We start from the raw sequence: 23,475 nt of genomic DNA, 5'->3' as shown, positions 1-23,475 counted from the left end.
GCAGGAAGTCGAAAATGAACATTGCTGTTCTCCCCAACTCGCCTGACACCGCGCCGCAAATCTCAGATCCGCTCGATCATCTCGCCGACAAGCTGTTCCACAACATGGGCTCGGACGGCGTCTATGCCCGCACCGCGCTTTATGAAGGCATCGTCGAACGGCTCGCCGCGCTGATCACCAGCCATCGCGAAGCCGGCACCGAAGCGCTGCGCTTCCCGCCGGTGATGAGCCGCGCCCAGCTCGAGAAGTCCGGCTATCTCAAGAGCTTTCCGAACCTGCTCGGCTGCGTCTGCGGCCTGCACGGCACCGAGCGTGAGATCAACGCTGCGGTCAGCCGTTTCGATGCCGGAGGCGACTGGACCACGTCGCTCTCGCCGGCCGACCTCGTGCTGTCGCCGGCCGCCTGCTACCCTGTCTATCCGATCGCGGCGAGCCGCGGACCTTTGCCGAAGGGCGGCCTGCGCTTCGACGTCGCCGCGGACTGCTTCCGCCGCGAGCCGTCGAAGCATCTCGACCGGCTGCAATCGTTCCGGATGCGAGAATATGTCTGCATCGGCACGCCCGATGACGTTTCCGATTTCCGCGAGCGCTGGATGGTTCGGGCGCAGGCGATCGCCCGCGATCTCGGCCTGACCTTCCGCGTCGACTATGCCAGCGATCCCTTCTTCGGCCGCGTCGGCCAGATGAAGGCGGTGAGCCAGAAGCAGCAGCAGCTCAAGTTCGAGCTCCTGATCCCGCTGCGCTCGGAAGAGCAGCCGACCGCCTGCATGAGCTTCAACTATCACCGCGAGCATTTCGGCACGACCTGGGGTATCCAGGACGCCAATGGCGAACCGGCCCACACCGGCTGCGTCGCCTTCGGCATGGACCGGCTTGCGGTCGCCATGTTCCACACCCACGGCACAGACCTTTCCGCCTGGCCCGCCAAGGTGCGGGACATCCTGGGCCTGCAGCCGCATGTTGCGGCCGACGCCCATGGCGAAGGCTGGCGCTAAGAGAACGAGGCCTGCCATTTCCACGGGTAAGACGAGCGTGATCCACACCAAGGTCAGATGCCGCGAGATCACCGAGGCCGACGTCGATGCGGTCGCGGACCTGCTGACGCGCGGCTTCGTCGGCCGCTCGCGCAATTATTGGATCCAGGGCCTGCGCCGGCAGGCCTTCCGGCCCGTGCCGGAGGGCTATCCGCGCTTCGGCTACATGCTCGACAATGACGGCACGCCGGTCGGCGTGCTGCTGCTGATCTACACGGCACGGAAGGACGGCGAAGCGACCGCCATCCAGTGCAATTTGTCGAGCTGGTATGTCGATCCGGCCTATCGCAACTACGCTCCGCTGCTGACCAAGATCGCGCAGCGGCACAAGGACGTGACCTATTTCAACATCAGCCCGGCGCCTTGGACCTGGCCGATCATCGAGACGCAGGGTTTTCGCGCCTATTGCCGCGGCATATTCTTTTCGGTGCCTGCCCTGGCGCGGCCCCCGCGCTGGAGCAAGATCGAGGTCATCTCGCAGCACGCCAAGACGATCGAGGGACTTTCCGAGGCCGAGACCGAACTGCTGACGCGGCATGCACGCTACAATTGCCTCAGCCTCGTCTGCCGCACTCCACAGGGAACCTTCCCCTTCGTCCTGCAACCGGTACGCATCCGCCGCGGCTTCATCGCGCCGCCCGCGATGAAGCTGATCTACTGCCGCAGCGCCGCCGAGTACGCCGCCTGCGCAGGCCGCATCGGCCGGCTGCTGTTGCGGCTCGGCAAGATCTCGGTAGCGGTCGACGCCAACGGTCCGATTCCCGGCCTCGTCGGTATTTATACTGAGCGGCGTGGCCGCAAATATTTCAAGGGCCCACGCCAGCCGCAGCTCGCCGATCTCACCGACACGGAACTCGTGCTCTACGGGCCGTGAGGCTGGTCCTCACACTCAATGTCGTCCCGGCGAAGGCCGGGACCCATACCGCGTGATCTATCGATAAGCGCAGGTGCTTGTACCGCGGGAAGACCTTTTCACAACCAGTCCTCGCCAAACCTCTCCCTGTGGCTATGGGTCCCGGCCTTCGCCGGGACGACAGCGGGTTTGTTGCACGCTCTTCGCCAACTCTGGCTTGTAGACACGGACACATTCGCGCGTCCGCAACACACGCGTCTCTCCATCGCCAGTCACCCTCCGTAAACTACTGCGCTTAAGGGAATTTTCCGGGGTCTTCGTTACCCTCGGCGCTCGAATTACGCTGCGTTAAGTAAGTCTATTGCCCGCCGAGATCACGCCGATCCCATGACGTCGACCTGCGACAACGAGCTTGGTGCACACCGCGAGCAGGGCCCGGAGGCCCTGGTCGCGCTGAGCCAGCTTGCGCTCGACCACATGGAGCAGGGCGTCTGCGTCTACGATGCCGACAACCGGATCGTGCTGGTCAACCAGCGTTACTTGTCGCTGTTCGACATGTCGGCCGATGTCGTGCGGGTGGGCACGAGCTATCGCGAGGTGCTCACGCACAGCGCGACGCGCGGCAACTTTCCGGCGAGCGAGCTCGACGCACTGTATTCGGCGCGGATCGCGCAGATCGCAGGTGGCAAGCCGTTCCGTACCGAGCAGCGGCTGGCGACCGGCCTCGTCATGGCGCTCGAGCTGAAGCCGCTTCCCGGCGGCGGCTGGATGACGATCTGCGACGACGTCAGCCGCCTCGCCCGGCTCGAGGCGGAATTGCGCGTGCAGACCGAACGCAGCCAGCATGCGCTCGCCAACATGTCCCACGGCCTCATCATGTATGACGCCGACAGCCGCCTCGTCGTCTGCAACGAACGCTTCCTGAACCTCTACAACCTCGACCCCGAAATCGTGAAGCCGGGCGTCACGCACAGCACGGCCATCGAACACTGGCTCTCGCGCGGCAACATGCCGGGCATGTCGGCCGACGAATTCCACGGCACCAGGCTGGAGGACGTGCGCCGCAGGAAGGCGAAGACCCTGCTGGTGATGCGCTACGACGGGCGGATGGTGCAGGCGGTCTCCCGCTTCCTGCCCGACGGTGGCTGGGTGACGGTGCACGAAGACGTCACCGAGCGGCTGCAATACGAGGAGACGCTGAGGCAGCAGAACTTCATCCTCGACGCGGCGATGGAGAACATGGCGCACGGGCTCGCCTTCTACGACAGCGACATGCGCCTGCGCGTCTGCAACACCACCTATCGCAAAATCTACCTGCTGTCGCCGGAGGAAACCCGGCCCGGCACGCATCTCGGCGAGCTAATCGAACGATCGATGGCGAACGGCGCATTCTCCTCGGAATACAGCCCGCAGCAGCTCCTGGAAGCCGCCAGCGCGAGGATCGCGAACCACGATTCCTCGCCGATGCGCCGGCGCATGTCGAACGACACCGTGATCTCGGTGCGCTATTGCGCACTGGCCGAGGGCGGCTTCGTCGCCACCTATGAGGACATCACCGAGCGCGAGCGCGCGATCGAGGAGCTGAGCGAGCAGTATCGCCGCTTCGACGCGGCGCTGAACAACATGAGCCAGGGCCTGTGCATGCTCGATTCGAGCCTGCGCGTGATCGTCTGCAATCGCCGCTATATCGAGATGTACGGGCTCTCGCCCGACGTGGTGAAGCCGGGCATCTCGATGCGCGAGATCATGGAGCACAGCTGCGAGCTCGGCATCCATCCGAACACGACCGGCGCCAAGCTCTACGCCGACTATGTCGAAAGGCTGCGCGAGGGCGAACACACGCTGCACCGCCATTTGAGCGACGGCCGTATCATCAAGCTCAATCACAAGCGGATGGAGCTTGGCGGCTGGGTCGTCACCTATGAGGACGTCACCGAGCGACACAAGGCACAGGCCCGCGTCGCGCACATGGCCCGCCACGATTCACTCACCGACCTGCCCAACCGCACGCTGTTCCGCGAGAAGATGGGCGAGGGACTGAACCAGGTCGCGATCGCCGGCGGCGCCATGGCCGTGCTGTGCTTCGACCTCGACAATTTCAAGACCGTCAACGACAGGCTCGGTCATGCCGCCGGCGATCGCCTGCTGCGCTGGGTCGCGGCGCGCCTGAAGGAGAATGTCGGCGAGCACGACACCGTCGCGCGCCTCGGCGGCGACGAGTTCGCCGTTCTCCAGCGTGGCCCGCAGCCGCAGTCGGCCGAAAGGCTCGCCCGCCGCCTGGTCGAGATCATCGGCCACCCGCCGCCGCTGGAAAGCCAATCGATCCATGTCGGCGTTTCCGTCGGCATCGCGATCGCGCCCGATCACGGGCTCGATGCCGACGAGCTGATGAAATGCGCCGACCTCGCGCTGTACCAGGCCAAGGCCAGGGGGCGCGGCGCCTATCAGCTGTTCGAACCCGAGATGGAGGAAGAGGCCCGCAGCCGGCACGCGCTGGAGCACGATCTGCGCGGCGCACTGGAGGCGCGTGAATTCCACCTGGTGTTCCAACCGCAGGTGCGGCTCGATTCCTCCGAGCTCACCGGCTTCGAGGCGCTGCTGCGCTGGAAGCATCCCTCGCGCGGCTTCGTCTCGCCGGCCGAGTTCATTCCGATCGCCGAAGAGAACGGGCTGATCGTTCCGATCGGCGAATGGGTGCTGCGCACGGCCTGCGCGACCGCGGCGTCCTGGCCCGATGTCACGGTCGCGGTGAACCTGTCGCCGGTGCAGTTCCGCTCGCGCGGGCTGGCGGCGCTGGTCACGAGCGCGCTCGCGGAAGCCGGTCTGCCGCCGCAGCGGCTCGAGCTCGAGGTCACCGAGACCGCGCTGCTCGACGACAGCGAGGCGACGATCGAGATTTTGCACCAGCTTCGCGCACTCGGCGTGCGCGTCAGCCTCGATGATTTCGGCGTCGGCTATTCCTCGCTGAGCTATCTGCGCAAGTTTCCGTTCGACCGCATCAAGATCGATCGCTCCTTCGTCGGCACACTCGGCGAGAGCCCGGAGAGCGTCGCCATCGTCCGCACCATCGCGAGCCTCGGCTCCGTGCTCGGCGTCGAGACCACGGCTGAGGGCGTGGAGACCGAGGAGCAGCTCGACTTTGTGCGCGAATGCGGCTGCACCGCGGTGCAGGGCTATTACTTCGGCAGACCGTGTCCGGCGGCCGAGGTCGGGCGCACCATCGAGACGCTGAACGCGGTTCGCCGCGTGGCGTAAAGGCGCCGCCCTACGTCAAATTCCGTGTCTCGGCACGCCTCCAAACGGCCAATTGTCGCACGTGCCGTTTCCGGCGGGATAGCCGCGTCGCCCGCGGCGCACGGTCCGCGCAATGCGCTTTTCTTCTCTCCTGATTTCGGGGACAATCCCGTCACAACAAAGGGAGACGGCGGCCCGAACGAGGCCGCTGCGAGGGAGGTATTCCGATGTCGCGGTACGGGCTGAGGACGGCTGTATTTGCCGCCATACATGTTGCCGTGGGAGCGTTGCTCGCGACCGCGGCCGGCGCGCAGGACTATCCGAGCAAGCCGGTCACGCTGATCGTGCCATGGCCGGCCGGCGGCTCGACCGACATCTCGATGCGCGCGATCGCCGACAGCGCCTCGAAAGTGCTGGGGCAGCCGATCGTGATCGACAACAAGGCCGGCGGCGGCGGCACGGTGGGCCCTGCGACCATGGCGGCGGCCGCGAAGCCGGACGGCTACACCATCTCGCAGATCCCGATCACCGTCTTCCGCCTGCCCTTGATGCAGGAGGTGTCGTGGGATCCGGCGAAGGACTTCACCTATATCATTCACCTCACCGGCTACACCTTCGGTGTCACCACCAACGCCGACTCGCAGTTCAAGAGTTGGAAGGACGTGGTCGAATTCGCGAAGGCGAATCCGGGCAAGGTGACCTACGCGACACCGGGCACAGGAACCTCGCTCCATATCGGCATGGAGCAGATCGCGGCGATGTCCGGCATCAAGCTCACGCAGGTGCCGTTCAAGGGCGGCGCCGAGACCAACGCCGCAGTGCTGGGGCAACACACCATGCTTCAGGCCGATTCCACGGGATGGCGGCCGTTGGTGGACGCCGGCAAGCTGAAGCTTCTGATGGTGTGGACCGCGGCGCGATCGCCGAACTATCCCGACGTGCCGACGCTGAAGGAGCTCGGCTATCCCATGGTCTACGATTCCCCGTTCGGCATCGCCGGCCCGAAGGGCATGGACCCCAAGATCGTCGCCAAGCTGCACGACGCCTTCAAGAAGGCCGTCGAAGATCCCGCGGTGATCGCCACGCTCGCCAAATACGACATGGTGCCGAACTACAAGAACACCGAGGACTACAGGAAGTTCGTCGTCGAGGTCACGGAGTCCGAACGCAAGGTCATCGACACGCTCGGGCTTGCAAAGAAGTAGGGCCGGGCCGCTTTCGTGTCCCGGACGCGGTGCAGCGCCTCTCCAGCGCCGCGCCGCAGAGCCGGGACCCACCTTTGCCACGCCCCCTATGGACCCCGGATCTGCAGCGCATCACTTCGTGCTGCGCAGCGTCCGGGGAACGGCCGAAAGCACGCCAGATGAGCAACACAACCAACGTCAAACTCCGCCTCTCCAACTCCGAACTCTGGGGCGGGCTGATCGGGCTCGGGCTCGGCGGCTTCGTGATCTGGCAGGGCTTGAAGCTGAAGCTCGGCACCATCAACGATCCCGGTTCCGGCTACGTGCTGTTCTACACCGGCATCCTGATATGCGTGTTCGCGACCTTCATCATCGTCTCGGCCGTCACCGAGGGCGGGCCGACGCTGGCCTCGCGCTGGGAAAATGTGCGCTGGAGCAAGCCGCTTCTCGTCATCGCCTGCCTCGCCGCGTTCTCCTTCGCGCTGGAGCCGCTGGGATTTCTGCTGTCGTCGATCCCCTTGATGCTGCTGATGTTGCGGCTGATCGATCCCGTGCACTGGACGCTGGCGATCCCGATCGCCGTGCTGGTGCCATCAGGCATGTGGTGGGTGCTCAAGCGCCTGCTCCTGATCCAGCTGCCCTCCGGCCTGTTCGAGATCGGTTGATCGCATGGATACGCTCGTCAACGTCGCGCATGGGTTCGGCGTCGCACTGCTGCCGATCAACCTGCTCTATTGCTTCATCGGCGTCTTCATCGGCACGCTGGTCGGCGTCCTGCCGGGCATCGGGCCGATCTCGGCGATGTCGCTGCTGCTGCCCGTAACGCTGTCGGGCACGCCGGAATCCGGCATCATCATGATGGCCGGCATCTATTACGGCTCGATGTATGGCGGCTCGACCACATCGATCCTGGTCAACATCCCCGGCGAGGCCGCCTCCGTCGTGACCTGCATCGACGGCCACCAGATGGCCAAGCAGGGCCGCGCCGGCCCCGCGCTCGGCATCTCCGCTTTCGGCTCCTTCATTGCCGGCACGTTTGCGCTGGTGGCGCTGATGCTGGTGGCGCCGAAGCTTGCCAGCATCGCGATCGCGTTCGGTCCGGCCGAATATTTCAGCCTGATGGTGCTCGGCCTCGTGGTGCTCACCTTCCTGACGCAGGGCTCGATGCCGAAGGCGCTGCTGATGGCCTGCATCGGCGTCGTGCTCGGACTGATCGGGCTCGACAGCATCACGGCGCAGCCGCGACTGACCTTCGGCCGCATGGAGCTGATCGACGGCATCGGCCTCGTGCCCGTGGTGATGGGCCTGTTCGGCGTCGCCGAGGTGCTGCTCAACACCGAGCAGGCGATCAAGCGCGACATCATCAACGCCAGGATCACGCAGCTCTTGCCGAACAAGGCCGATTGGCAGGCCAGCGCCGGCCCCGTCGCGCGCGGCACGCTGCTGGGCTTCCTGCTCGGCATCCTGCCGGGCGGCGGCGCGGTGGTGGCTTCGTTTGCGTCCTATGCGCTGGAGAAGCGGCTGTCGAAAACGCCGGAGCGGTTTGGCCATGGCGCGATCGAAGGTGTCGCGGGCCCCGAATCCGCCAACAACGCGGCGGCTGGCGGCGCGTTCATCCCGCTGATGACGCTGGGCATCCCGCCGAACGTGGTGATGGCGTTGCTGCTCGGCGCCTTCGTCATTCACGGCCTGCAACCGGGGCCGCTGCTGATCACGCAAAACCCCGGCCTGTTCTGGGGCATCGTCGCCAGCATGTATATCGGCAACGTCATGCTGCTGATCCTCAATCTGCCGATGATCGGCATGTGGGTGCAGCTCCTGAAGCTGCCCTACAACATCCTCTTCCCCCTGATCATCCTGTTCACGATCCTGGGCGTGTACTGCTCCAGCAACAACGTGTTCGACGTCTATGTGATGATCGCGTTCGGGATCATCGGCTATTTCATGCGCAAGCTCGGCTACGAGCCGGCACCGCTGGTGCTCGCCTTCGTGCTCGGACCAATGCTGGAGAACAATCTGCGCAAGTCGCTGATCCTGTCGCAGGGCGATCTCTGGACCTTCGTGCAGCGGCCGATCTCGGCGGCGTGTCTTGCGTTGGCATTGGCGCTGCTGGTCGCGCCGCTGCTGCCCGCGCTCCGCAAGAAGCGCGAGCTGGTGGCGCTGGATGAAGGGGCGTGATCAGTCCTCGCCAGTTCCTTCGAGTCGATCACGCAGAGCGTTGAGCACCCGGTGGGCGATCTCGACCTCCTTCACTGACAGCCCATCCGACAGGCCGTTGACCCACGGGACTTGCAGGCGGCCGGCCGCATCATAGATCTGCCGACCCTTTTCGGTGAGCACCACAAGCTGGGCCCGGCGATGATGCGGGTTGACCTCGAACACAACCAGGCCATCGCGCTCGAGGTCGTTGACGATGCGCTGCACGTTCTGGCGGTTGGCGCCGAGATTGCGGGCGATCCAGGCGACCGGCTCCGGGCGCTCGGCGTCAACGATCGCCCCCAGGATCTGCCAGCGCGCACTGGTGAGGCCGAGCGACGTCACCAGCCGATCGCCGGCGGTCAGAAGCAGGCTGTTGGCACGGAACAGGTCGAGGATGAGGCCGGTCAGGGCTTCGCCCGCCGGGGTCCGCTTGGTTTTGCTCATTTGGTACCATTACTCCGTATTGACATTATAATGTCAATTGGCTATGTCAGGAAATGTCGAATTGACATGATGATACCAAATTGAAGGAGTAGTGTCATGCCCCAGATGCGTCCCCTCGACCCTGCCTTCCCGATCGACCGCCAGATCGCGCTCGAAACCGGCCCCGTGGTGCTTGTGAACTTGTTCACGCTCGACGCCGTGGATGAGCAGAGCTTCCTCGAGAGGTGGCAGGACGACGCCGCCTTCATGAAACGGCAACCGGGCTTCATCTCGACCCAGCTTCACCGCGCAATCGGCGACAGCCCGACCTATCTGAATTACGCAATTTGGGAATCCAACGCACATTTCCGCGCCGCGTTCACGCACCCGGAATTCCGCGCCAAGATTGCGGTCTACCCCGCATCCGCCGTCGCGAGCCCGCATCTGTTTCAGAAGGTCGCGGTGCCCGGCATTTGCGTGGCGTAGTGCCACATCGTCATTGCGCGCGCAGCGAAGCAATCCAGACTGCCGCTGCGGAAAGATCCTGGATTGCTTCGCTGCGCTCGCAATGACGGAGGAGAGAGTCGAGACCACGAGAACAATCGTAGGGTGGGCAAAGGCGCATTGCGCCGTGCCCACCATCGCGCCCCGAACGCAAAGGAAATGGTGGGCGCGCTCCGCTTCGCCCACCCTACGACACCGACGATGTCTCAGCCCGCCGCAGGCAGCGCGCTGTCAGGCGACGGAGTCCACGGGCGCTCGGCTGACGCCAGCCCGATCAGGCGGCCCTGGATGTAGTCGCAGCCCCAATCGCGCAGCATGTTTGCGGCCTCGTCGTCCTGCACCCATTCGGCGACCGTCTTGATGTCGAGGCGGCGGGCGAGGTCGATCAGGGTCTGCACGAAGGCGCGATCGTCGGCGGAACGGGTGATGTTCTGCACGAAGGCGCCGTCGATCTTGACGATGTCGACGCCGAGCTTGCGCAGATTGCGGAACGAGGTGTAGCCGGCGCCGAAATCGTCGATGGCGATGCGGCTGCCGAAATTCTTCAGCCGGGTGACGAAGCCGCGGACGTCGTCGATGTCCTGGATCGCGACCGTCTCGGTGATCTCGACGATCAGCCGCTCGGCGACCCCGGGATGAGCCAGCATCAGCGACTCAATTCCCGCCCACCAGTCCGGATCCATGGTGGTGTCGGGCGAGATGTTGAGGCTGAGACTGACATCGGGCGCGGCCGCGAGCTCGGCAACCACGAGCTCGAGCACGCGATGATCGACGAGGCGGATGAGGCCGAGCCGCTCGGCGACCGGCACGATGTCGGGCGCGAGTAGCACCTGGCCGTCGCCCTGGTCCATCCGCACCAGGCATTCGTGGAATGCGCGCTCGCGCGAGACGGCCGAGACCACCGGCTCATAGGCGAGCTTGATGCGGCGCTCGTTCAGTGCGGTGACGATCTCGTCGGTGACGCGGATGTTGACGCGGCGCTGCGCGTCGCGTGTGGCATCCGGACGCCACGCCGCAAACGAGCCGGAGCGCCGGCGCTTTGCAGCGTCCAGCGTCTCATGGGCGCGGTTGACCGCCTCATCCGTATTGCGGGCATAGCGCGGCACGCTGACCGCGCCGATCGAGGCGGTGACCGAGACCGGACCGGATTTCGTCGGCACCACCTCGTCCCGGATGCCGGCGAGGAAACGCTCGGCCGCGACGTTCATGTCGTCGATGGTGCAGTTCTTCAGGATCAGGCCGAACTTGTTGCCGGAGAAGCGCCCGAGCACGTCGCCGCCGCGCAGCCGCGCGCGAATGCGTTTGCCGACGTCGAGGATCACGGCGTCCGCAACGTCGAAGCCGAAGGCGTCGTTGACGCGGGCGAGATGATCGATGCCGACCAGCATGAAGGCCGCGGTCGAGCGGAAGCGGGTCGTCTCCTCGATCGCCTCGGCCAGCGCCGCGATCAGATGGGAGCGGTTGAGCTCGCCGGTCAGCGGATCGAGCCGGGCCAGCCTGGTCAATTCCTCGTCGCGGGCGTGGCGCTCATTGTTGATGCGGACGGAGCCGATCGCGCGGACCGGGCGGCCGTCGGGGCCGGCAAACCAGCGGCCGGTCTCCTCGACCCAGACCACGGGATCGGAGGCGCTCATGCGCACGCCGTATTCGAGCCGGTAGGGCGTGCCGTCGGCGCCGTGCACGGCGGATGTCTGCGCCAGCGCGGCGGTCCGCAGCGACGGCGCGGGCTCGATCAGCTTGGCGAATTCGGCACCGGTCGCGAGCCGCTTGGCGGGGATGCCGGGGAAGACGGCGCTGAGCTGCTCACCCCAGACGATGACGTCGCTGGCGATGTCCCAGGCGAACACGGCCTGGCCGAGCGCGGCCAGGATGTCGGAGGCTTGCGGCAATGCGGGGGTCAATATCGCCTCGTTTCGGGACAGCGGGGAGTCCTGTGCCGGCACAGGATAGAGCCAGATTCGCCCCCAACCCTAGGCAAAGTTGATAAACAATTTGGAAACCATGTTTCGGGGCGGTCCGGAACCAAACCGGCCCGGCCGGCATAGACCTTGCGAGTACATGACTCGCACCGGCGCACGCGTCCCGAAACGCGACAATCTTCGCCGGATCAACGGTGATTGCGATGTTGAGTACCGATCGACCGGACTTGGCGGACTACGGCACAGGCTCGGCCCTGGTGCCGGTGCTGCCGACGTTACGGTGGGTTAACAAGGCGCCGATGCCTCGCCCCGATCCGAGCTTCGTCACGCAACTCATCGCCAATGCCGAGCATTTGCCCCAGGCCAGCCGGCTCCGCCGTGCCTCCTCTGAAGATGCGCGGATGGCCTATGGCTGCAAGCGCCCGCTCGGAAGCGTCAGCGCGCGCACGCGGCAGGTGGCTTGAGATCAATCAGCGCGGCGTTTCAGGCGAAGACGGCGTGCCGTTGCCGTTGCCCGGCTGCAAATGCGGCGAGGGGATTTCCGGCGAGGTCGTGCCTTGCACCGGCTTCGGCGCCGGAGGGTCCATCAGCACGGATTCGGCGACCGATTGCGCGGAGGGCGCGGGCGGCACCGGGGCTGCTTGCGGTACCGACACCGGCTCGAACTTGGGATCGGACGCAACGTCATCCGCCGGCGCCTCGGCCTGGCGCTTGGCCTTGCGCGGCACGGGCACCGTCGTCTCGGCGACATAGGTGACGCGGCGGCGCGTGCGCTGGGCGATGCCGCCGAGGAAATCGGCCATCGCGAGCAGCACCAGCAGGAAATAGGTGGAGTTGCCGAATTTGGGCCACATGACGAATTCGGCCGCGGCGGCGCCGAACAGGATCAGCGACAGCAAATGATCCATCAGGAATTTCGCGCCGGGCCGCGCGCCCTTGACCACTTCGAGCAGCAGCAGCACCACACCAAGCGCGAGCAGGAGATCGGCGAGCGTGACCGGCCAGGTCTCGCCCGTGATCATCGGCACCTTGAACAGCACGTCCGAGAAGGACACGCTGGGCATCAGGAAGGCGATGATGTTGTAGACCGCGAGCGGAATCAGAAGCAGCGGGAAACCGACCATCGGCAAAATGCCTTCTCGATCAAGATATCCGGACAGAACAACGCAGCGGCGAAGCATTCGCTCCGCCGCCGTCACCGTCATATCTCATGGGGTGGCCGAAATCAGGCAGGTCAAATCATCCCGCCTGAAGAAAAAGTCCTGACCTCAGGACTCTTTCTTCTTCAGGACCTGCCGGCCCTTGTACATGCCGGTCTTGAGGTCGAGATGGTGCGGACGACGGAGCTCGCCAGAGTCCTTGTCTTCCACGTAGGTCGGCTTCTTGATGGCGTCTGCCGAGCGGCGCATGCCACGGCGCGACGGCGAGGTTTTTCTTCTCGGAACGGCCATTTCAATATCCTCTAGGGATTGGTGTCATCAGGGCATCGTCCGCGAGGGACGGCTCAGCACCCGCAATACGAGGCGAGCTGAATGCCGATCAAGGCCGCGCTTATAGAGGAAGGCTGGCCGCAAAGCTAGGCTCTTGGGCCGGAAAATGCGCCCGAAAAGGGCCCGAAATCAGCGATTTTCCCGCCAGCAGGTCGCAAGCGTCGAGGCCTGCGCCCTTACCACGTAGGTCCCGGCCAGCCGCCGGACACCCGGCCCAGGGATCCTGGCGCTGCGTTTGACCGGATTCGGCAGGATCGAGGCCAGAAGTGCCGCCTCCCGGGGGGAGAGGCTGGCGGCCGATTTGCCGAAGGCATAGGCGCTGGCTGTCTCCACCCCAAACTGCCCCTGCGGACCGAGCTCGGCGATGTTGAGGTAAATTTCCAGGATCCGCGGCTTGGGCAGGACGAAATCGATCCACAACGCCAGCGGGAATTCCAGCGCCTTGCGGATGAAGTCCCGCCCCTGCCAGAGGAACAGGTTCTTCGCCACCTGCTGGGTGATGGTGGAGGCGCCGCGGAACGGCGTACCGTCCTCCTTCGCGTCGTCGATCGCCTCACGCAGCGCGCCCCAGTCGATGCCGTGATGCCTGCAGAAATGTGCGTCTTCGGCCGCCACCACCGAGCGCGGCAGGTAAGGCGACATCGCCGCGAGATCGATCCATTCCCGCTGCATCGGCGCGCCCCGCAAGCTTCGCCAGGCCATCAGCGTCGAAACCGGATGGCCGGCGCGGTAGAACGGCGCGATCACATAGGGCGCGAGAACTACGACCGCGAGCGCTAGCAGCAGGATTTTAACGATGCGCAAATCGACCTTTCCGGCGCAAAATGAAACGCGGCCACGGGCTCAGCCATTAAGTCTGTGATAATTCGGGCCTTTTCCAGCACTTTTTAGGCCTTCCAAACGATTGACTGAGGCGGGCTCATAAAGGATTGTCCCGCCGAATTTTAGTTCTGGAGCCCTTCTTGATGACCGGCACGTCCCCGTCCGATTTCGCCAAACGTCTGGACAAGACCGCTGATGACACCGAGGCCCTGCTCGGGCGCCTGCTGGCGGACGACATCCTGCCCGATGAAATCGCCCGTCCCAAGCGACTGATGGACGCAATGCGCTATTCGAGCCTGAACGGCGGCAAGCGCCTGCGGCCGTTCCTGGTGGTCGAAAGCGCGGCCGTGTTCGGCGTGCCGCGCGAGGCGGCCCTGCTCGCCGGTGCGGCGCTCGAATGCATCCATTGCTACTCGCTCATTCACGACGACCTGCCGGCGATGGACAATTCGGACCTGCGCCGGGGCCGTCCCACCCTGCACAAGAAGACCGACGACGCGACCGCGATCCTCGCCGGCGACGGCCTGCTCACGCTCGCCTTCGACATCATCACCCGTGACGAGATCCATCGCGACGCCAATGTGCGGCTGCTCTTGACGCGCGCGCTGGCGCGCTGCGCCGGCATCGGCGGCATGGTCGGTGGCCAGATCCTCGATCTCGCCGGCGAAGGCCGCTTTGGCGGCAACGAGCCGATCGATGTCGCACGCATCCAGCAGATGAAGACCGGCGCGCTGCTGCGTTACGGCTGCATCGCCGGCGCGCTCCTCGGCCAGGCCACGCAGAAGGAATACCAGGCGCTCGACGATTACGGCCGCGCGCTCGGCGAGGCCTTCCAGATCGCCGACGATTTGCTCGACGTCGAAGGCGATGCCGCGGCGCTCGGCAAGCCCTCGGGCCAGGACGCGGCGATGGGCAAGACCACCTTCGTCACTCAGCTCGGCATCGAAGGCGCCAAGCAGCGCGTGCGCGACCTGCTCGCGCGGGCCGACAGCGCAGTCTCGATCTTCGGCGATCGCGCCGCCGTGCTGCAAGCCGCCGCGCGGTTTGTCGCCGAGCGCAAGAACTGACAGTGCGATGACGGGCATCGACAAAGACGATCCCGTCCTCGCGCGCTTCCAAAAAATGTCGCGGCCGATGCGCGTGATCTACGCGCGGCCGCGGACATTCATATCACTCGGCTTCGGCATTCTGGTCTTTCTGTTGCTGCCCGGCTCGCTGCGGCTGGCGACGCGGCTCGTGCTCGGCTGGGATGCGCTGATCGCGGTCTATCTGGTGCTGGTCTACGTGATGATGCTGAACAACGACCACCAGCAGATCCGCCGCAACGCTGCGATGCAGGACGACGGCCGCTTCGTGATCCTGCTGGTGACGGCGATCGGCGCGTTCGCGAGCATCGCGGCGATCGTCGCCGAGCTCGGCGCCCATCGCGGCGCCGCGGAGCTGACGATCGCGATCACCACCATCGCACTGTCATGGGCCGCCGTGCACACCACCTTCGCGCTGCATTACGCCCACGACTATTACCGTCACCCGCCGGGCGGCTTGCAGTTTCCGAGCGGCGACAAGGAAGACCACGCCGACTATTGGGACTTCGTCTATTTCTCCTTCGTGATCGGCATGACCGCGCAGGTCTCCGACGTCGGCATCACCGACAAGACCATCCGCCGCACGGCGACGGCGCACGGCATCGTGTCCTTCATCTACAACACGGCGTTGCTGGCGCTGACGGTGAACATCGCGGCAAGCGCGATTGCGACGTGATCTCCCGACATTGCCCCGGCTAAGCCAGGACGATGTCGGGAAGCAGTAGCCTTCTCAGTTGCAGACCTCGGCATTGGCATCGACGTGAGGGCCGCCGCCACCGCGATATACGAGGTGGCAGCCGGGCCTGACCGGCCGGCAGAGGAGATCGTTGCAAAAAATCCGACCGCCGCCGCCCGAGGCGCGACCCGCGCCGGCCGCCGCAGCGGCACCATAGCCGCCCGCCGCACCAGCAGCCGCGCCGCCGGACTGACGACCCTGCCGTGCGGGACGCTCATCGCCGTCGTCGCGCTTGGCCGTCGTCGGCTTGGCCGTTGCGGGCTTGGCGGCACGCTGCTTCTCGCACTCATTGTCGTCGTTGACCGCATAGCCGTCTCGACAGACGATCTTGCTGCATTTGTCGCCATCGGCCTTGAAGCCGTGCTCGCAGACCAGCGGACAGACGCGCGACGGTTTCGACTTGACCGCATCGAGCGCATCGGTGCTCGCCACCTTCACGTCGAGCTTGGTGCCGGCATAGCGATTGAACTGCGACAGCGACCGCTGCGAGGACGTATTCCAATTGCCGTCGGCCTGCCCGGAGAAGCAGCCGACGCGGCCGAGTTCGGTCTGCACCGAGCGGCTGAGATCGGCCGGCGCAGTCGCGGGCGTCAATGACGCGACGTTGGTGCCGGCCGGGCTCGCCGTGCTGGCCGGCGCAGCGTCCGGGGCCGTGGCGGCAAGGTTGACGCGCTGCTGCTCGGCAGCGGCCGCCTGCTGCTGCGCCTGCTCCTTCGCCTTCTGGGCGGCAAGCTGCGCCTGCTCGGCGGCCTTCGCGTCGGCCGCCGCCTTGGCCTGCGCATCCTTCTGCGCACCGAGGGCGGCAAGACGATCGCGCTCGGCCTCGGCCTGCTTGGCCTTCTCGATCGCGGCCACATGGGCCTGCTCGGCGCCGATCTTCTCGAGCTGGAGCTTGGCGAGGCTGGAATAGAAGCCGTCGGGATGCTGGGCGAGGAAGGCGTCCCATGCCGCCCTGTTGCCGACCTGGAGCGCGAGCTCGTAGTCGCGGCGGATGTCGGCCTGCGGGTTCGCCACGGGCGACGCTGCAGCCGCCACCTTGACAGGCACCAGCGGGACGTCGTCGCCGCCAAGCGAGCCATAGACGAACGGCTCCTGCTTGTTGCCGGTCGACTTGAGCACGTCGTCGCGCACGAAGCCGAAGGCGCGCCGGACATCGAGGCCCGGCGTCGTCAGGTGCTTCGACAACGCAACGGTAAACGGGCTGTTGGCACCGTCGCCGTCCTGGGCCGTGAAGCCGGCCTTGGCCGAATAGGCAATCAGCGTGTTGGGACTGGTCGGCTCGACCTGGGCGAGGCCCCGGCCGATGCCGCGCGAGGCCACCGTGCGCTTCATGGTCTTGCCGAACGGGTTGTCGCGGCAGGCATCCAGGATCACCAGGCGGAGCAGCTTGGCGGGTTCGACGGCGACCAGGACGCGGTCGAGCGAGAGTGCTTCGTCATAGACGTCGGTATCGCGCTCGAGCTTGGCGTCAACGGGGATCAGATAATTGGAGCCTTCGACCTCGATGCCGTGACCGGCGTAGTAGACCACGGCGATGTCGGCATCGCGGGTCGCGTCCGCGAAGTCGCGCAGCGCGCGCCGCGTATCCAGGGCCGACAAATCGTGCCGGTAATCGACAGCGTCGAAACCGGCATCCTTCAGCGTCTTCGCCATCACCGAACCGTCATTGACAGGGTTGGTGAGTGACGGCGCATGCTGATAGGCCGAATTGGCCAGCACCAGCGCCACGCGCTTTCCGGCAAAAGCAGGTTCGGCGCCGAACAGCAGCGCGAGGGCGAGGAGAAGCGGGCAGAGTCTGAGCAAATTGCGCATGACACGACTTCCGAAAGTTCAGGGCCGTTCGCGCCCTTTGGGATCGTTCTAGCAGGCTCCAGCGCTGGTGCTTGGGATGGAGGTCACGAAGGCGGCGCCGACGACAGACCCGATGCCTCCTTTGATTTGTCGCGCCAGCGCCGTCGCGGTTCGCTGAGGCGCAGGCCGGGTTCCCTCATCCATCCCCGACGTGCCCCCGATATTGCGGCAGATTGTCCGTAATCTCATGCCAGGGTGCCTTCGAGCCGACGAAAATATGGGCGCTCGGCCGGATCGAGGGGGCATCGACCAGGGTTCCCATGGCGACATGGACCCATTTTCCGGCGCGCACCCGGGAATAAAGCAGCGAGCCGCAACGGGCGCAGTGGGCATCATGGGTGGTGTCGTCCCCGAAAATGATCCGCTGGTCGTCGCCTTGGACGATGCGGAGCTTCTCTTGCGCAATGCCGGCGAACGGCTTGAAAGCGGAGCCGGTGGTGCGACGGCAGTTCGAACAGTGGCAGTTCATTGCGTAAGAGAATTGGTCCGCTACCTCGTAGCGCACGGCGCGGCAGTAGCATTCGCCGGTGAGGATACGAGCGTTCGAGTTTTCTGATCCGGTCATGGCAACGCCTGCGCGCAAATGGCTGACACACCCATAGCGCATTTTGATGCGTACGACTAAATTCCCCCAAGCCATCATGCAAAGGGATGACCCATGAGCCAGAATCGTTCGAGCGTCGAAGCCGTCGTGCAATCCTATTTTGACGGGCTCTACGAGGGCGATGCCGAAAAGCTCGGCGCCATATTCCATCCCTCCGCCGATCTTCGCTGGGTCGAGAAGGGCGAGCTTCAGGTACTGACCGTGCTTGATTGGCTCGACCGCGTGCGCAAGCGTCCCTCCGGCAAGGCCGAAGGCAAGCCGCGCGAGGATTTCATCGTCACCATCGACCGTTCGGACGACAAGACCGCCTTCATCAAGGTCCGGTGCCAGCTGCCGCCACGGTTTTTCACCGACTACCTGGTGGCGATGAAGCTCGCCGACGGCTGGCAGATCGTGTCGAAATCGTACCGGTATGACCTGAGGGAGTGAGATCTCAACCTTCCGCTGCCCGAAATCGGCACATTCGCTTCCCATCGTCCGTCATTACGAGCGCAGCGAAGCAATCCAGAATCTTTCGGCAGAGACAGGCTGGATTGCTTCGCTGAGCCTGTCATCGGGCCGCGCTTTGCGCGGACCCGTTGGCTCGCAATGACGGCGTGGGAACATCCAGCGCGACATTCCCCTTCCTCTTATTCCATCTTGTCCATAGGTCCCCCATGCATCTCGACCGCCGCTCCCTGCTCGCCTCGCTGTGCTGGATGGCCGCTTCTCCCGCGCTTGCCGCCGCCGCGCCGCCTGAGCTCGAAGCCTATGAGCGCGAAAGCGGCGGACGGATCGGGCTCTATGCGGAGAACCTTGCAACCGGCGCGAAGATCGCCTGGCGCGCCGACGAGCGGTTCGTCATGTGCTCGACATTCAAGGCCTCGCTTGCGGCCTGCGTGCTGGCGCGGGTCGATCGCGGCCAGGAGCAACTCGCGGCCATGATCCCTTACGGCCAGGCCGACCTGCTGAGCTACGCGCCTGCTGCCAAGCAAAATCTCGCGGCCGGCAAGATGTCGGTCGCCGAGATGTGCAAGGCAATCGTCGAGCTCAGCGACAACACCTGCGCCAATCTGCTGCTGGCGCGGATCGGCGGGCCGGCCGCCCTCACCGCGTTCTGGCGATCGCTTGGCGACACCACCTCACGGATCGACCACAACGAGCCTGAGGTCAACCGCTCCCCGCCCGGCGATCCCCATGACACCACGACGCCGGCGGCGATGGCCGGCAATCTGCGGCGGCTGGTGACCGGCGAGGCGCTGTCGCCGGCATCGCGTGCCCAGCTCATCGAGTGGATGGTGGGCTGCAAGACCGGTGCGAACCGGCTGCGCGGCGGTCTGCCGGCGCGCTGGACCATCGGAGACAAGACCGGCAACAACGGCAAGGACGCATCGGGCGATATCGCGGTCGTCTGGCCCAAGTCCGATATTAAGCCCGACACTAAGTCCGATGCGCCGATCCTGATCGCGGCCTATACCCAGGGCGGCAGGCCGAGCGCGGCGCAGATCGAGGCCGCGTTCGCGCGCATCGGACGCATGGTGGCAGGGCGCCTGGCGTAAGGCCACCGCATTGACCTCTTGGCCGCTTCCGGGCGAAGACAGGCCATGATCGCAGCGAAATTCCAGACCTTCCTGATCCTGCTCGCCGTGCTGGCGGGCACCGCGCTCGTCGCCCGCCGTTTCAACATCGCGCCTGCGATCTTGCTGATGCTGTCCGGCGTCGGCCTCGCCTTCGTGCCGGGCATGCCGCCGGTGGAACTGCCGCCGGAGCTGGTGCTGCTGATGGTGCTGCCGCCGCTGATCTACTCGGCGAGCGTCGCCATGAGCTGGCGCGAGTTCCGGAACAATCTGCGCCCGATCGTGCTGCTCGCGGTCGGCGCGGTGATCTTCACCGCGGCGATGGTGGCGGCCGCCACACACTATTTGATCGGCCTCCCATGGACCATCGGCTTCCTGCTCGGGGCCATCGTCGCGCCGCCCGACGTGGTGGCACCGCTCGCGATCGCGCGACGGCTCAACATACCGCGCCGCCTCCTGGTCATACTCGAAGGCGAAGGGCTCGCGAATGACGCCACCGCGCTGATCCTCTACCGCTTCGCGCTCGCCGCCATCATGGTCGGCCATTTATCGCTGCCGCTGGCTGCCGGCGAGTTTGTCCTCATCGTCGCCGGCGAGATCGCCTTCGGCATCGGTGTCGGCTGGCTCTCCCTCCGCTTCCGCAAATGGTCCCGGGATCCGCAGGTCGAGCTGACGCTGTCGCTGATCACGCCTTACGTCTCCTACTGGCTGCCCGAGCATGTCGGCGGCTCCGGCGTGATCGCCACCGTCGCCTGCGGGCTCTATGTGAGCTGGAACGGCCCGCTCCTGATCTCCTCGGCGACGCGCCTGCAAGGCATCTTCTTCTGGGACCTCATCATCTATCTGATCGAGGGCTTGCTGTTCCTGCTCACCGGCTTCCAGATGCGCGCGCTCTACGAGAAATCGAAGGCGTTCCCGCTCGACGACATCCTCATCGCGACCGCCGTCGTGCTGACGATCATTGTGACCGCGCGCTTCGCCTGGCTCTATCCCGCGACCTATCTGCCGCGGATCTTCTCCAAATCATTGCGCAAGCGCGACCCGTCGCCGCCATGGCAATGGCCGTTCGTGCTCGCCTTCACCGGCGTGCGCGGCGCGGTGTCGCTGGCGGCGGCGCTGGCGCTCCCGTTCACGCTGCCGGGCGGCGAGGCCTTTCCGTATCGCGACCTGATCCTGTTCGTCGCCTTCGGCGTCATCTTCGTCACGCTGATCGGCGTCGGCCTGACGCTGCCGCCGGTGGTGCGCTGGCTCGGCGTCGCCGAGGCCGGCCGCCACGAGTATGTCAGCGAGCATGAGGCCGAGATCACGGCGCGGCGCCAGGCGCTCGACGCCGCGCTGAAGTCGCTCGACGCGCTGGCCGAGGGGAAGGAGGTCTCGGACGAGGTGATGCGGCTCCTGCGCGCCCGCCACGAGATCCGCGCCAACCAGCTTCCCGACTCCCTCGATCCCGCGCACCACGACGTCTCCGCCGCCGGCACCGCGCTGACCCGCGAGCTGATCGTCGCCGAACGCAAATTCATCCACGACCTCCTGCGGGACGGCCAGATCACCGACGAGACGCGGCGCCGGATCGAGCGCGATCTGGATCTGGAAGAGGCGGGTCTGGCGAACCGGGAGTATCGGAGCGTGCCGCTGTAGCTTCTTCGTCATTGCGAGCGCAGCGAAGCAATCCAGCCTGCCGCCGCGGAAAGACTCTGGATTGCTTCGCTGCGCTCGCAATGACGGGCTGATACACCGGGGCCTGCTACCGCCTCTCGCAAAACTCCCCCATCGCCGCCGCGACGGCTCCCGCGATCAGCTCCTGTCGCTCCGAGGAGTTCATCGCCATCTCCTCGTCGCGGTTGATGATCGAGCCGGCTTCGAGCAGCACCGCGGCGCTGTTCGTTCGCGACAGCACGACGAGCCCGTCATAGCGGTAGACACCGAGATCCTTGTCGAGCAATTGGCGCCGGTAGCGGCCCATCACCGGCAATGTGTATTGGCTGGCATAGTGCAGGCCCTGCTCCTTCAACTGCCGGCCGATCATCCGGGCCAGCAACAGGCTGGTGGTAAAGTGCGAATTGCGTTCGGATACGAACAGCGAATGGCCTGAAAACCGATCGCTGAAATAACTCATCGCGCCGTCGAATTCCCAGGTCTCGAGCAGCTTGTCCGGCACCGAGTCGTGATGGATCGACAGCAGCAGATCGGCCCGGCCGTCATTCGCGGCGCTGACGCGCTTGAACAGGCTCGGCCGCGCCTTGCCGTCCGTGACGAGCAGGCGGGTTGCGGCAAAGCCCTGGTCCCTGAGTTTCGCCGTGATCAGCCTTCCGAGCCGGAAGTTGAAGCCGAACTCCGGATCATTACGCGCGCTCAGCGCGCCGTAGGAGTCCGGGGTGTGCCCGACATCCACGACGATCCGGAATTTCGGCATCTCACATCTGGCCGATGACGCCGGCGGCTTCGGCTTGGACTTGGGCCCGGGCTTCGCCATCGTTCGCGCGGCAGCGGCGTGGCCACGCTCAACAGGGGCTAGCGGCGACAGCAGGGTCGAGGCGACCAATCCGGCGATGATGCTGCGCAATTGCCCCAAGTGCTACTCCGCTGCTGCGATCCTGGGATGGCCGACGAAGCCCGCGACATCGCCAAAACGTTCCAGCATCACCGCCGGCAGGTCCTTGGCCCTGCTGGTGACGCAGGCGCCGGAGCGCACCGCGTAGCGATCCTGGTGTGCGGCTTGCGGCGGCGGTTCGCCCTGCTGAAGCGCGCGCGCCAGCTCCATCACGACTTTCCGGAAATGCATGATGCCGAGATCGGTCGGGCCGAGATGCTCCCGGGTGCGGTCGGCGATCGGGCCCTGGCTGTCCTGCACGGCGGCGTCCTGCTCGGAGACGCCCTTGATGCCGGTGTAGCTCCTCGTCTTCTGGAGCTTGCGGTCGATCAGGTAGTCGTTGCCCTTGTGGCGCAGCGGCACGTAATTGTCGTCGACCTCCGCGATCACGCCGTTGCCGCGATCGAACGCGTCGCGTTCGGCTTGCGTCAACGGCCGCTCCGGATTCCAGGCATAGGTGTAGATCCAGCAATTGGTGTCGGTGACGGGCACGAAGGTCTGGCCGAAGATGTTCTCACCCGGCATCGCGCTCGGCGCATAGGCGTGGAACGGCATCAGGAACTGCGCGATCCGCCAATAGATGCTGTCGCTGCCGGTGAGCCGGCCGCCGGCGATCGTCAGCCCCGCCTCGTGCGGACTGACCTTGATCACGGGGCGCGGATCCTCGGCGATCCAGCGCATGTGATCGGTGCTGACGCGGACAAGCGGATTCACAAAATGCTTCTTGATGTCCAGAATCTCGTTCTCTTCCTTGTCGAAGGAGAGATGGGCGAAGGTGAAATGCGCGGTGTCGATCGAGCCCTCCAGCGCCTGCACCCAGTTGCAGTCCTGCCATTTCTTGCTGACGTAACGATGCGAGGCCGGCAGCAGCGCCATTTCGAGATCGGGCAGCTCGGGCATGGCGTCCACCGGGCCCATATAGGCCCAGATCATCTCGCCCCATTCGCGCACCGGATAGGACTTGATGCGGATGAGATCCTTGGCGTTGAGATCGGGATAGGAGGTCGGCATGTCGACGCAGGCGCCGTCGGTATCGAACTTCCAGCCGTGATAGACGCAGCGAATGCCGCACTCCTCAACGCGCCCGAGCCAGAGATTGGCGCCGCGGTGCGGGCAGTATTGATCGACGATTCCGACGACGCCGCGCGAGTCGCGGAAGGCGAGCAGCTCCTCGCCGAGCACGGTGATCTTCTTGGGCTCGCTGTCGGGCTCGGGCAGTTCTTCGGACAGCAGGACGGGAATCCAGAAGCGGCGCAACAGCTCGCCCATGCCCGTTCCCGGGCCGGCCTCGGTCAGGAACTTGTTGTCCTCGGCGCGGAGCATTGCGGATCCTCCCGATTTGTTTTTCGGGAAGATTGGCGCGGGAGCGGGAGGACGTCAACGCAAGAAGC

At 65.4% G+C, this 23,475-nt stretch carries 22 protein-coding genes; 13 read left to right on the top strand and 9 right to left on the bottom strand.

Annotation, left to right across the window (positions count from 1 at the left end; genetic code table 11):
* Nucleotides 1-14: 14 nt before the first annotated feature.
* From BM118_RS14425 to BM118_RS14400, 6 genes are all read left to right on the top strand, one after another.
* Complete coding sequence (locus tag BM118_RS14425; protein ID WP_092186237.1) at nucleotides 15-995, top strand: amino acid--[acyl-carrier-protein] ligase; 981 nt, start codon at nucleotides 15-17, stop codon at nucleotides 993-995.
* 37 nt (nucleotides 996-1,032) lie between these two features.
* Complete coding sequence (locus BM118_RS14420; protein WP_092186236.1) at nucleotides 1,033-1,908, top strand: acyl-CoA acyltransferase; 876 nt, start codon at nucleotides 1,033-1,035, stop codon at nucleotides 1,906-1,908.
* A 366-nt stretch (nucleotides 1,909-2,274) separates the two neighbouring features.
* A complete protein-coding gene (locus BM118_RS14415; RefSeq protein WP_092186235.1) occupies nucleotides 2,275-5,142 on the top strand; it encodes a PAS-domain containing protein in 2,868 nt (955 codons plus the stop codon).
* 206 nt (nucleotides 5,143-5,348) lie between these two features.
* Nucleotides 5,349-6,326, top strand: a complete 978-nt coding sequence (locus tag BM118_RS14410; RefSeq protein WP_092186234.1) for a tripartite tricarboxylate transporter substrate binding protein — start codon at nucleotides 5,349-5,351, stop codon at nucleotides 6,324-6,326.
* Nucleotides 6,327-6,484: 158 nt separating this feature from the next.
* The gene (locus BM118_RS14405; protein WP_092186233.1) at nucleotides 6,485-6,970 is read left to right on the top strand and encodes a tripartite tricarboxylate transporter TctB family protein; all 486 of its coding nucleotides are present in this window, start codon (nucleotides 6,485-6,487) and stop codon (nucleotides 6,968-6,970) included.
* A gap of 4 nt (nucleotides 6,971-6,974) precedes the next feature.
* Nucleotides 6,975-8,483 (top strand): tripartite tricarboxylate transporter permease, encoded by a 1,509-nt coding sequence (locus tag BM118_RS14400; protein ID WP_092186232.1) that lies wholly within the window; start codon nucleotides 6,975-6,977, stop codon nucleotides 8,481-8,483.
* Here the strand turns inward: BM118_RS14400 and BM118_RS14395 are convergent, their stop codons facing one another.
* The gene (locus tag BM118_RS14395; RefSeq protein WP_092186231.1) at nucleotides 8,484-8,948 is read right to left on the bottom strand and encodes a MarR family winged helix-turn-helix transcriptional regulator; all 465 of its coding nucleotides are present in this window, start codon (nucleotides 8,946-8,948) and stop codon (nucleotides 8,484-8,486) included.
* A 96-nt stretch (nucleotides 8,949-9,044) separates the two neighbouring features.
* Between BM118_RS14395 and BM118_RS14390 the strand changes: the two genes are divergently transcribed.
* A complete protein-coding gene (locus BM118_RS14390; RefSeq protein WP_092186230.1) occupies nucleotides 9,045-9,413 on the top strand; it encodes an antibiotic biosynthesis monooxygenase family protein in 369 nt (122 codons plus the stop codon).
* A 224-nt stretch (nucleotides 9,414-9,637) separates the two neighbouring features.
* On the opposite strand, the gene BM118_RS14385 is transcribed toward BM118_RS14390, so the two are convergent.
* Complete coding sequence (locus tag BM118_RS14385) at nucleotides 9,638-11,332, bottom strand: bifunctional diguanylate cyclase/phosphodiesterase (protein ID WP_177234317.1); 1,695 nt, start codon at nucleotides 11,330-11,332, stop codon at nucleotides 9,638-9,640.
* Nucleotides 11,333-11,553: 221 nt separating this feature from the next.
* Between BM118_RS14385 and BM118_RS14380 the strand changes: the two genes are divergently transcribed.
* Entirely contained in the window at nucleotides 11,554-11,814 is a 261-nt protein-coding gene (locus BM118_RS14380) for a hypothetical protein (protein WP_177234316.1), read from the top strand.
* A gap of 6 nt (nucleotides 11,815-11,820) precedes the next feature.
* On the opposite strand, the gene BM118_RS14375 is transcribed toward BM118_RS14380, so the two are convergent.
* From BM118_RS14375 to mtgA, 3 genes are all read right to left on the bottom strand, one after another.
* Nucleotides 11,821-12,474, bottom strand: coding sequence for a hypothetical protein (locus BM118_RS14375; protein WP_177234315.1), 654 nt, complete (start codon nucleotides 12,472-12,474; stop codon nucleotides 11,821-11,823).
* Between the two features lie 144 nt (nucleotides 12,475-12,618).
* Nucleotides 12,619-12,801, bottom strand: a complete 183-nt coding sequence (gene rpmF, locus BM118_RS14370) for a 50S ribosomal protein L32 (protein WP_007598106.1) — start codon at nucleotides 12,799-12,801, stop codon at nucleotides 12,619-12,621.
* A 168-nt stretch (nucleotides 12,802-12,969) separates the two neighbouring features.
* Complete coding sequence (gene mtgA / locus BM118_RS14365) at nucleotides 12,970-13,644, bottom strand: monofunctional biosynthetic peptidoglycan transglycosylase (protein ID WP_092186226.1); 675 nt, start codon at nucleotides 13,642-13,644, stop codon at nucleotides 12,970-12,972.
* 161 nt (nucleotides 13,645-13,805) lie between these two features.
* On the opposite strand from mtgA, the gene BM118_RS14360 reads away from it, so the two are divergent.
* Together BM118_RS14360 and BM118_RS14355 are read left to right on the top strand one after the other, a co-directional pair.
* Complete coding sequence (locus tag BM118_RS14360) at nucleotides 13,806-14,729, top strand: polyprenyl synthetase family protein (RefSeq protein WP_027542175.1); 924 nt, start codon at nucleotides 13,806-13,808, stop codon at nucleotides 14,727-14,729.
* Nucleotides 14,730-14,736: 7 nt separating this feature from the next.
* The gene (locus tag BM118_RS14355; RefSeq protein ID WP_092186225.1) at nucleotides 14,737-15,423 is read left to right on the top strand and encodes a DUF1345 domain-containing protein; all 687 of its coding nucleotides are present in this window, start codon (nucleotides 14,737-14,739) and stop codon (nucleotides 15,421-15,423) included.
* Nucleotides 15,424-15,477: 54 nt separating this feature from the next.
* Here the strand turns inward: BM118_RS14355 and BM118_RS14350 are convergent, their stop codons facing one another.
* A complete protein-coding gene (locus tag BM118_RS14350; RefSeq protein WP_092186224.1) occupies nucleotides 15,478-17,295 on the bottom strand; it encodes a caspase family protein in 1,818 nt (605 codons plus the stop codon).
* A 175-nt stretch (nucleotides 17,296-17,470) separates the two neighbouring features.
* Nucleotides 17,471-17,899 (bottom strand): GFA family protein, encoded by a 429-nt coding sequence (locus tag BM118_RS14345; RefSeq protein ID WP_177234314.1) that lies wholly within the window; start codon nucleotides 17,897-17,899, stop codon nucleotides 17,471-17,473.
* Between the two features lie 93 nt (nucleotides 17,900-17,992).
* On the opposite strand from BM118_RS14345, the gene BM118_RS14340 reads away from it, so the two are divergent.
* From BM118_RS14340 to BM118_RS14330, 3 genes are all read left to right on the top strand, one after another.
* Entirely contained in the window at nucleotides 17,993-18,367 is a 375-nt protein-coding gene (locus BM118_RS14340) for a nuclear transport factor 2 family protein (protein WP_092186222.1), read from the top strand.
* A 227-nt stretch (nucleotides 18,368-18,594) separates the two neighbouring features.
* The gene (gene bla / locus BM118_RS14335) at nucleotides 18,595-19,476 is read left to right on the top strand and encodes a class A beta-lactamase (RefSeq protein ID WP_092186221.1); all 882 of its coding nucleotides are present in this window, start codon (nucleotides 18,595-18,597) and stop codon (nucleotides 19,474-19,476) included.
* Nucleotides 19,477-19,521: 45 nt separating this feature from the next.
* Nucleotides 19,522-21,132, top strand: a complete 1,611-nt coding sequence (locus BM118_RS14330) for a Na+/H+ antiporter (RefSeq protein ID WP_092186220.1) — start codon at nucleotides 19,522-19,524, stop codon at nucleotides 21,130-21,132.
* A gap of 106 nt (nucleotides 21,133-21,238) precedes the next feature.
* Here BM118_RS14330 and BM118_RS14325 read toward each other — a convergent pair whose 3' ends face one another.
* Both BM118_RS14325 and BM118_RS14320 read right to left on the bottom strand, forming a co-directional pair.
* Nucleotides 21,239-22,066, bottom strand: a complete 828-nt coding sequence (locus BM118_RS14325) for an N-acetylmuramoyl-L-alanine amidase (protein ID WP_177234313.1) — start codon at nucleotides 22,064-22,066, stop codon at nucleotides 21,239-21,241.
* A 3-nt stretch (nucleotides 22,067-22,069) separates the two neighbouring features.
* Nucleotides 22,070-23,407 carry a Rieske 2Fe-2S domain-containing protein gene (locus BM118_RS14320; protein WP_092186219.1) on the bottom strand — a complete coding sequence of 446 codons (1,338 nt, stop codon included), beginning with the start codon at nucleotides 23,405-23,407 and terminating at the stop codon, nucleotides 22,070-22,072.
* Nucleotides 23,408-23,475 lie beyond the last annotated feature (68 nt).

Source organism: Bradyrhizobium sp. cf659 (assembly GCF_900113725.1).
Taxonomy (GTDB): domain Bacteria; phylum Pseudomonadota; class Alphaproteobacteria; order Rhizobiales; family Xanthobacteraceae; genus Bradyrhizobium.
The sequence above is the reverse complement of the archived record's forward strand: the minus strand, read 5'-3'. Positions and strand labels throughout refer to the sequence as shown.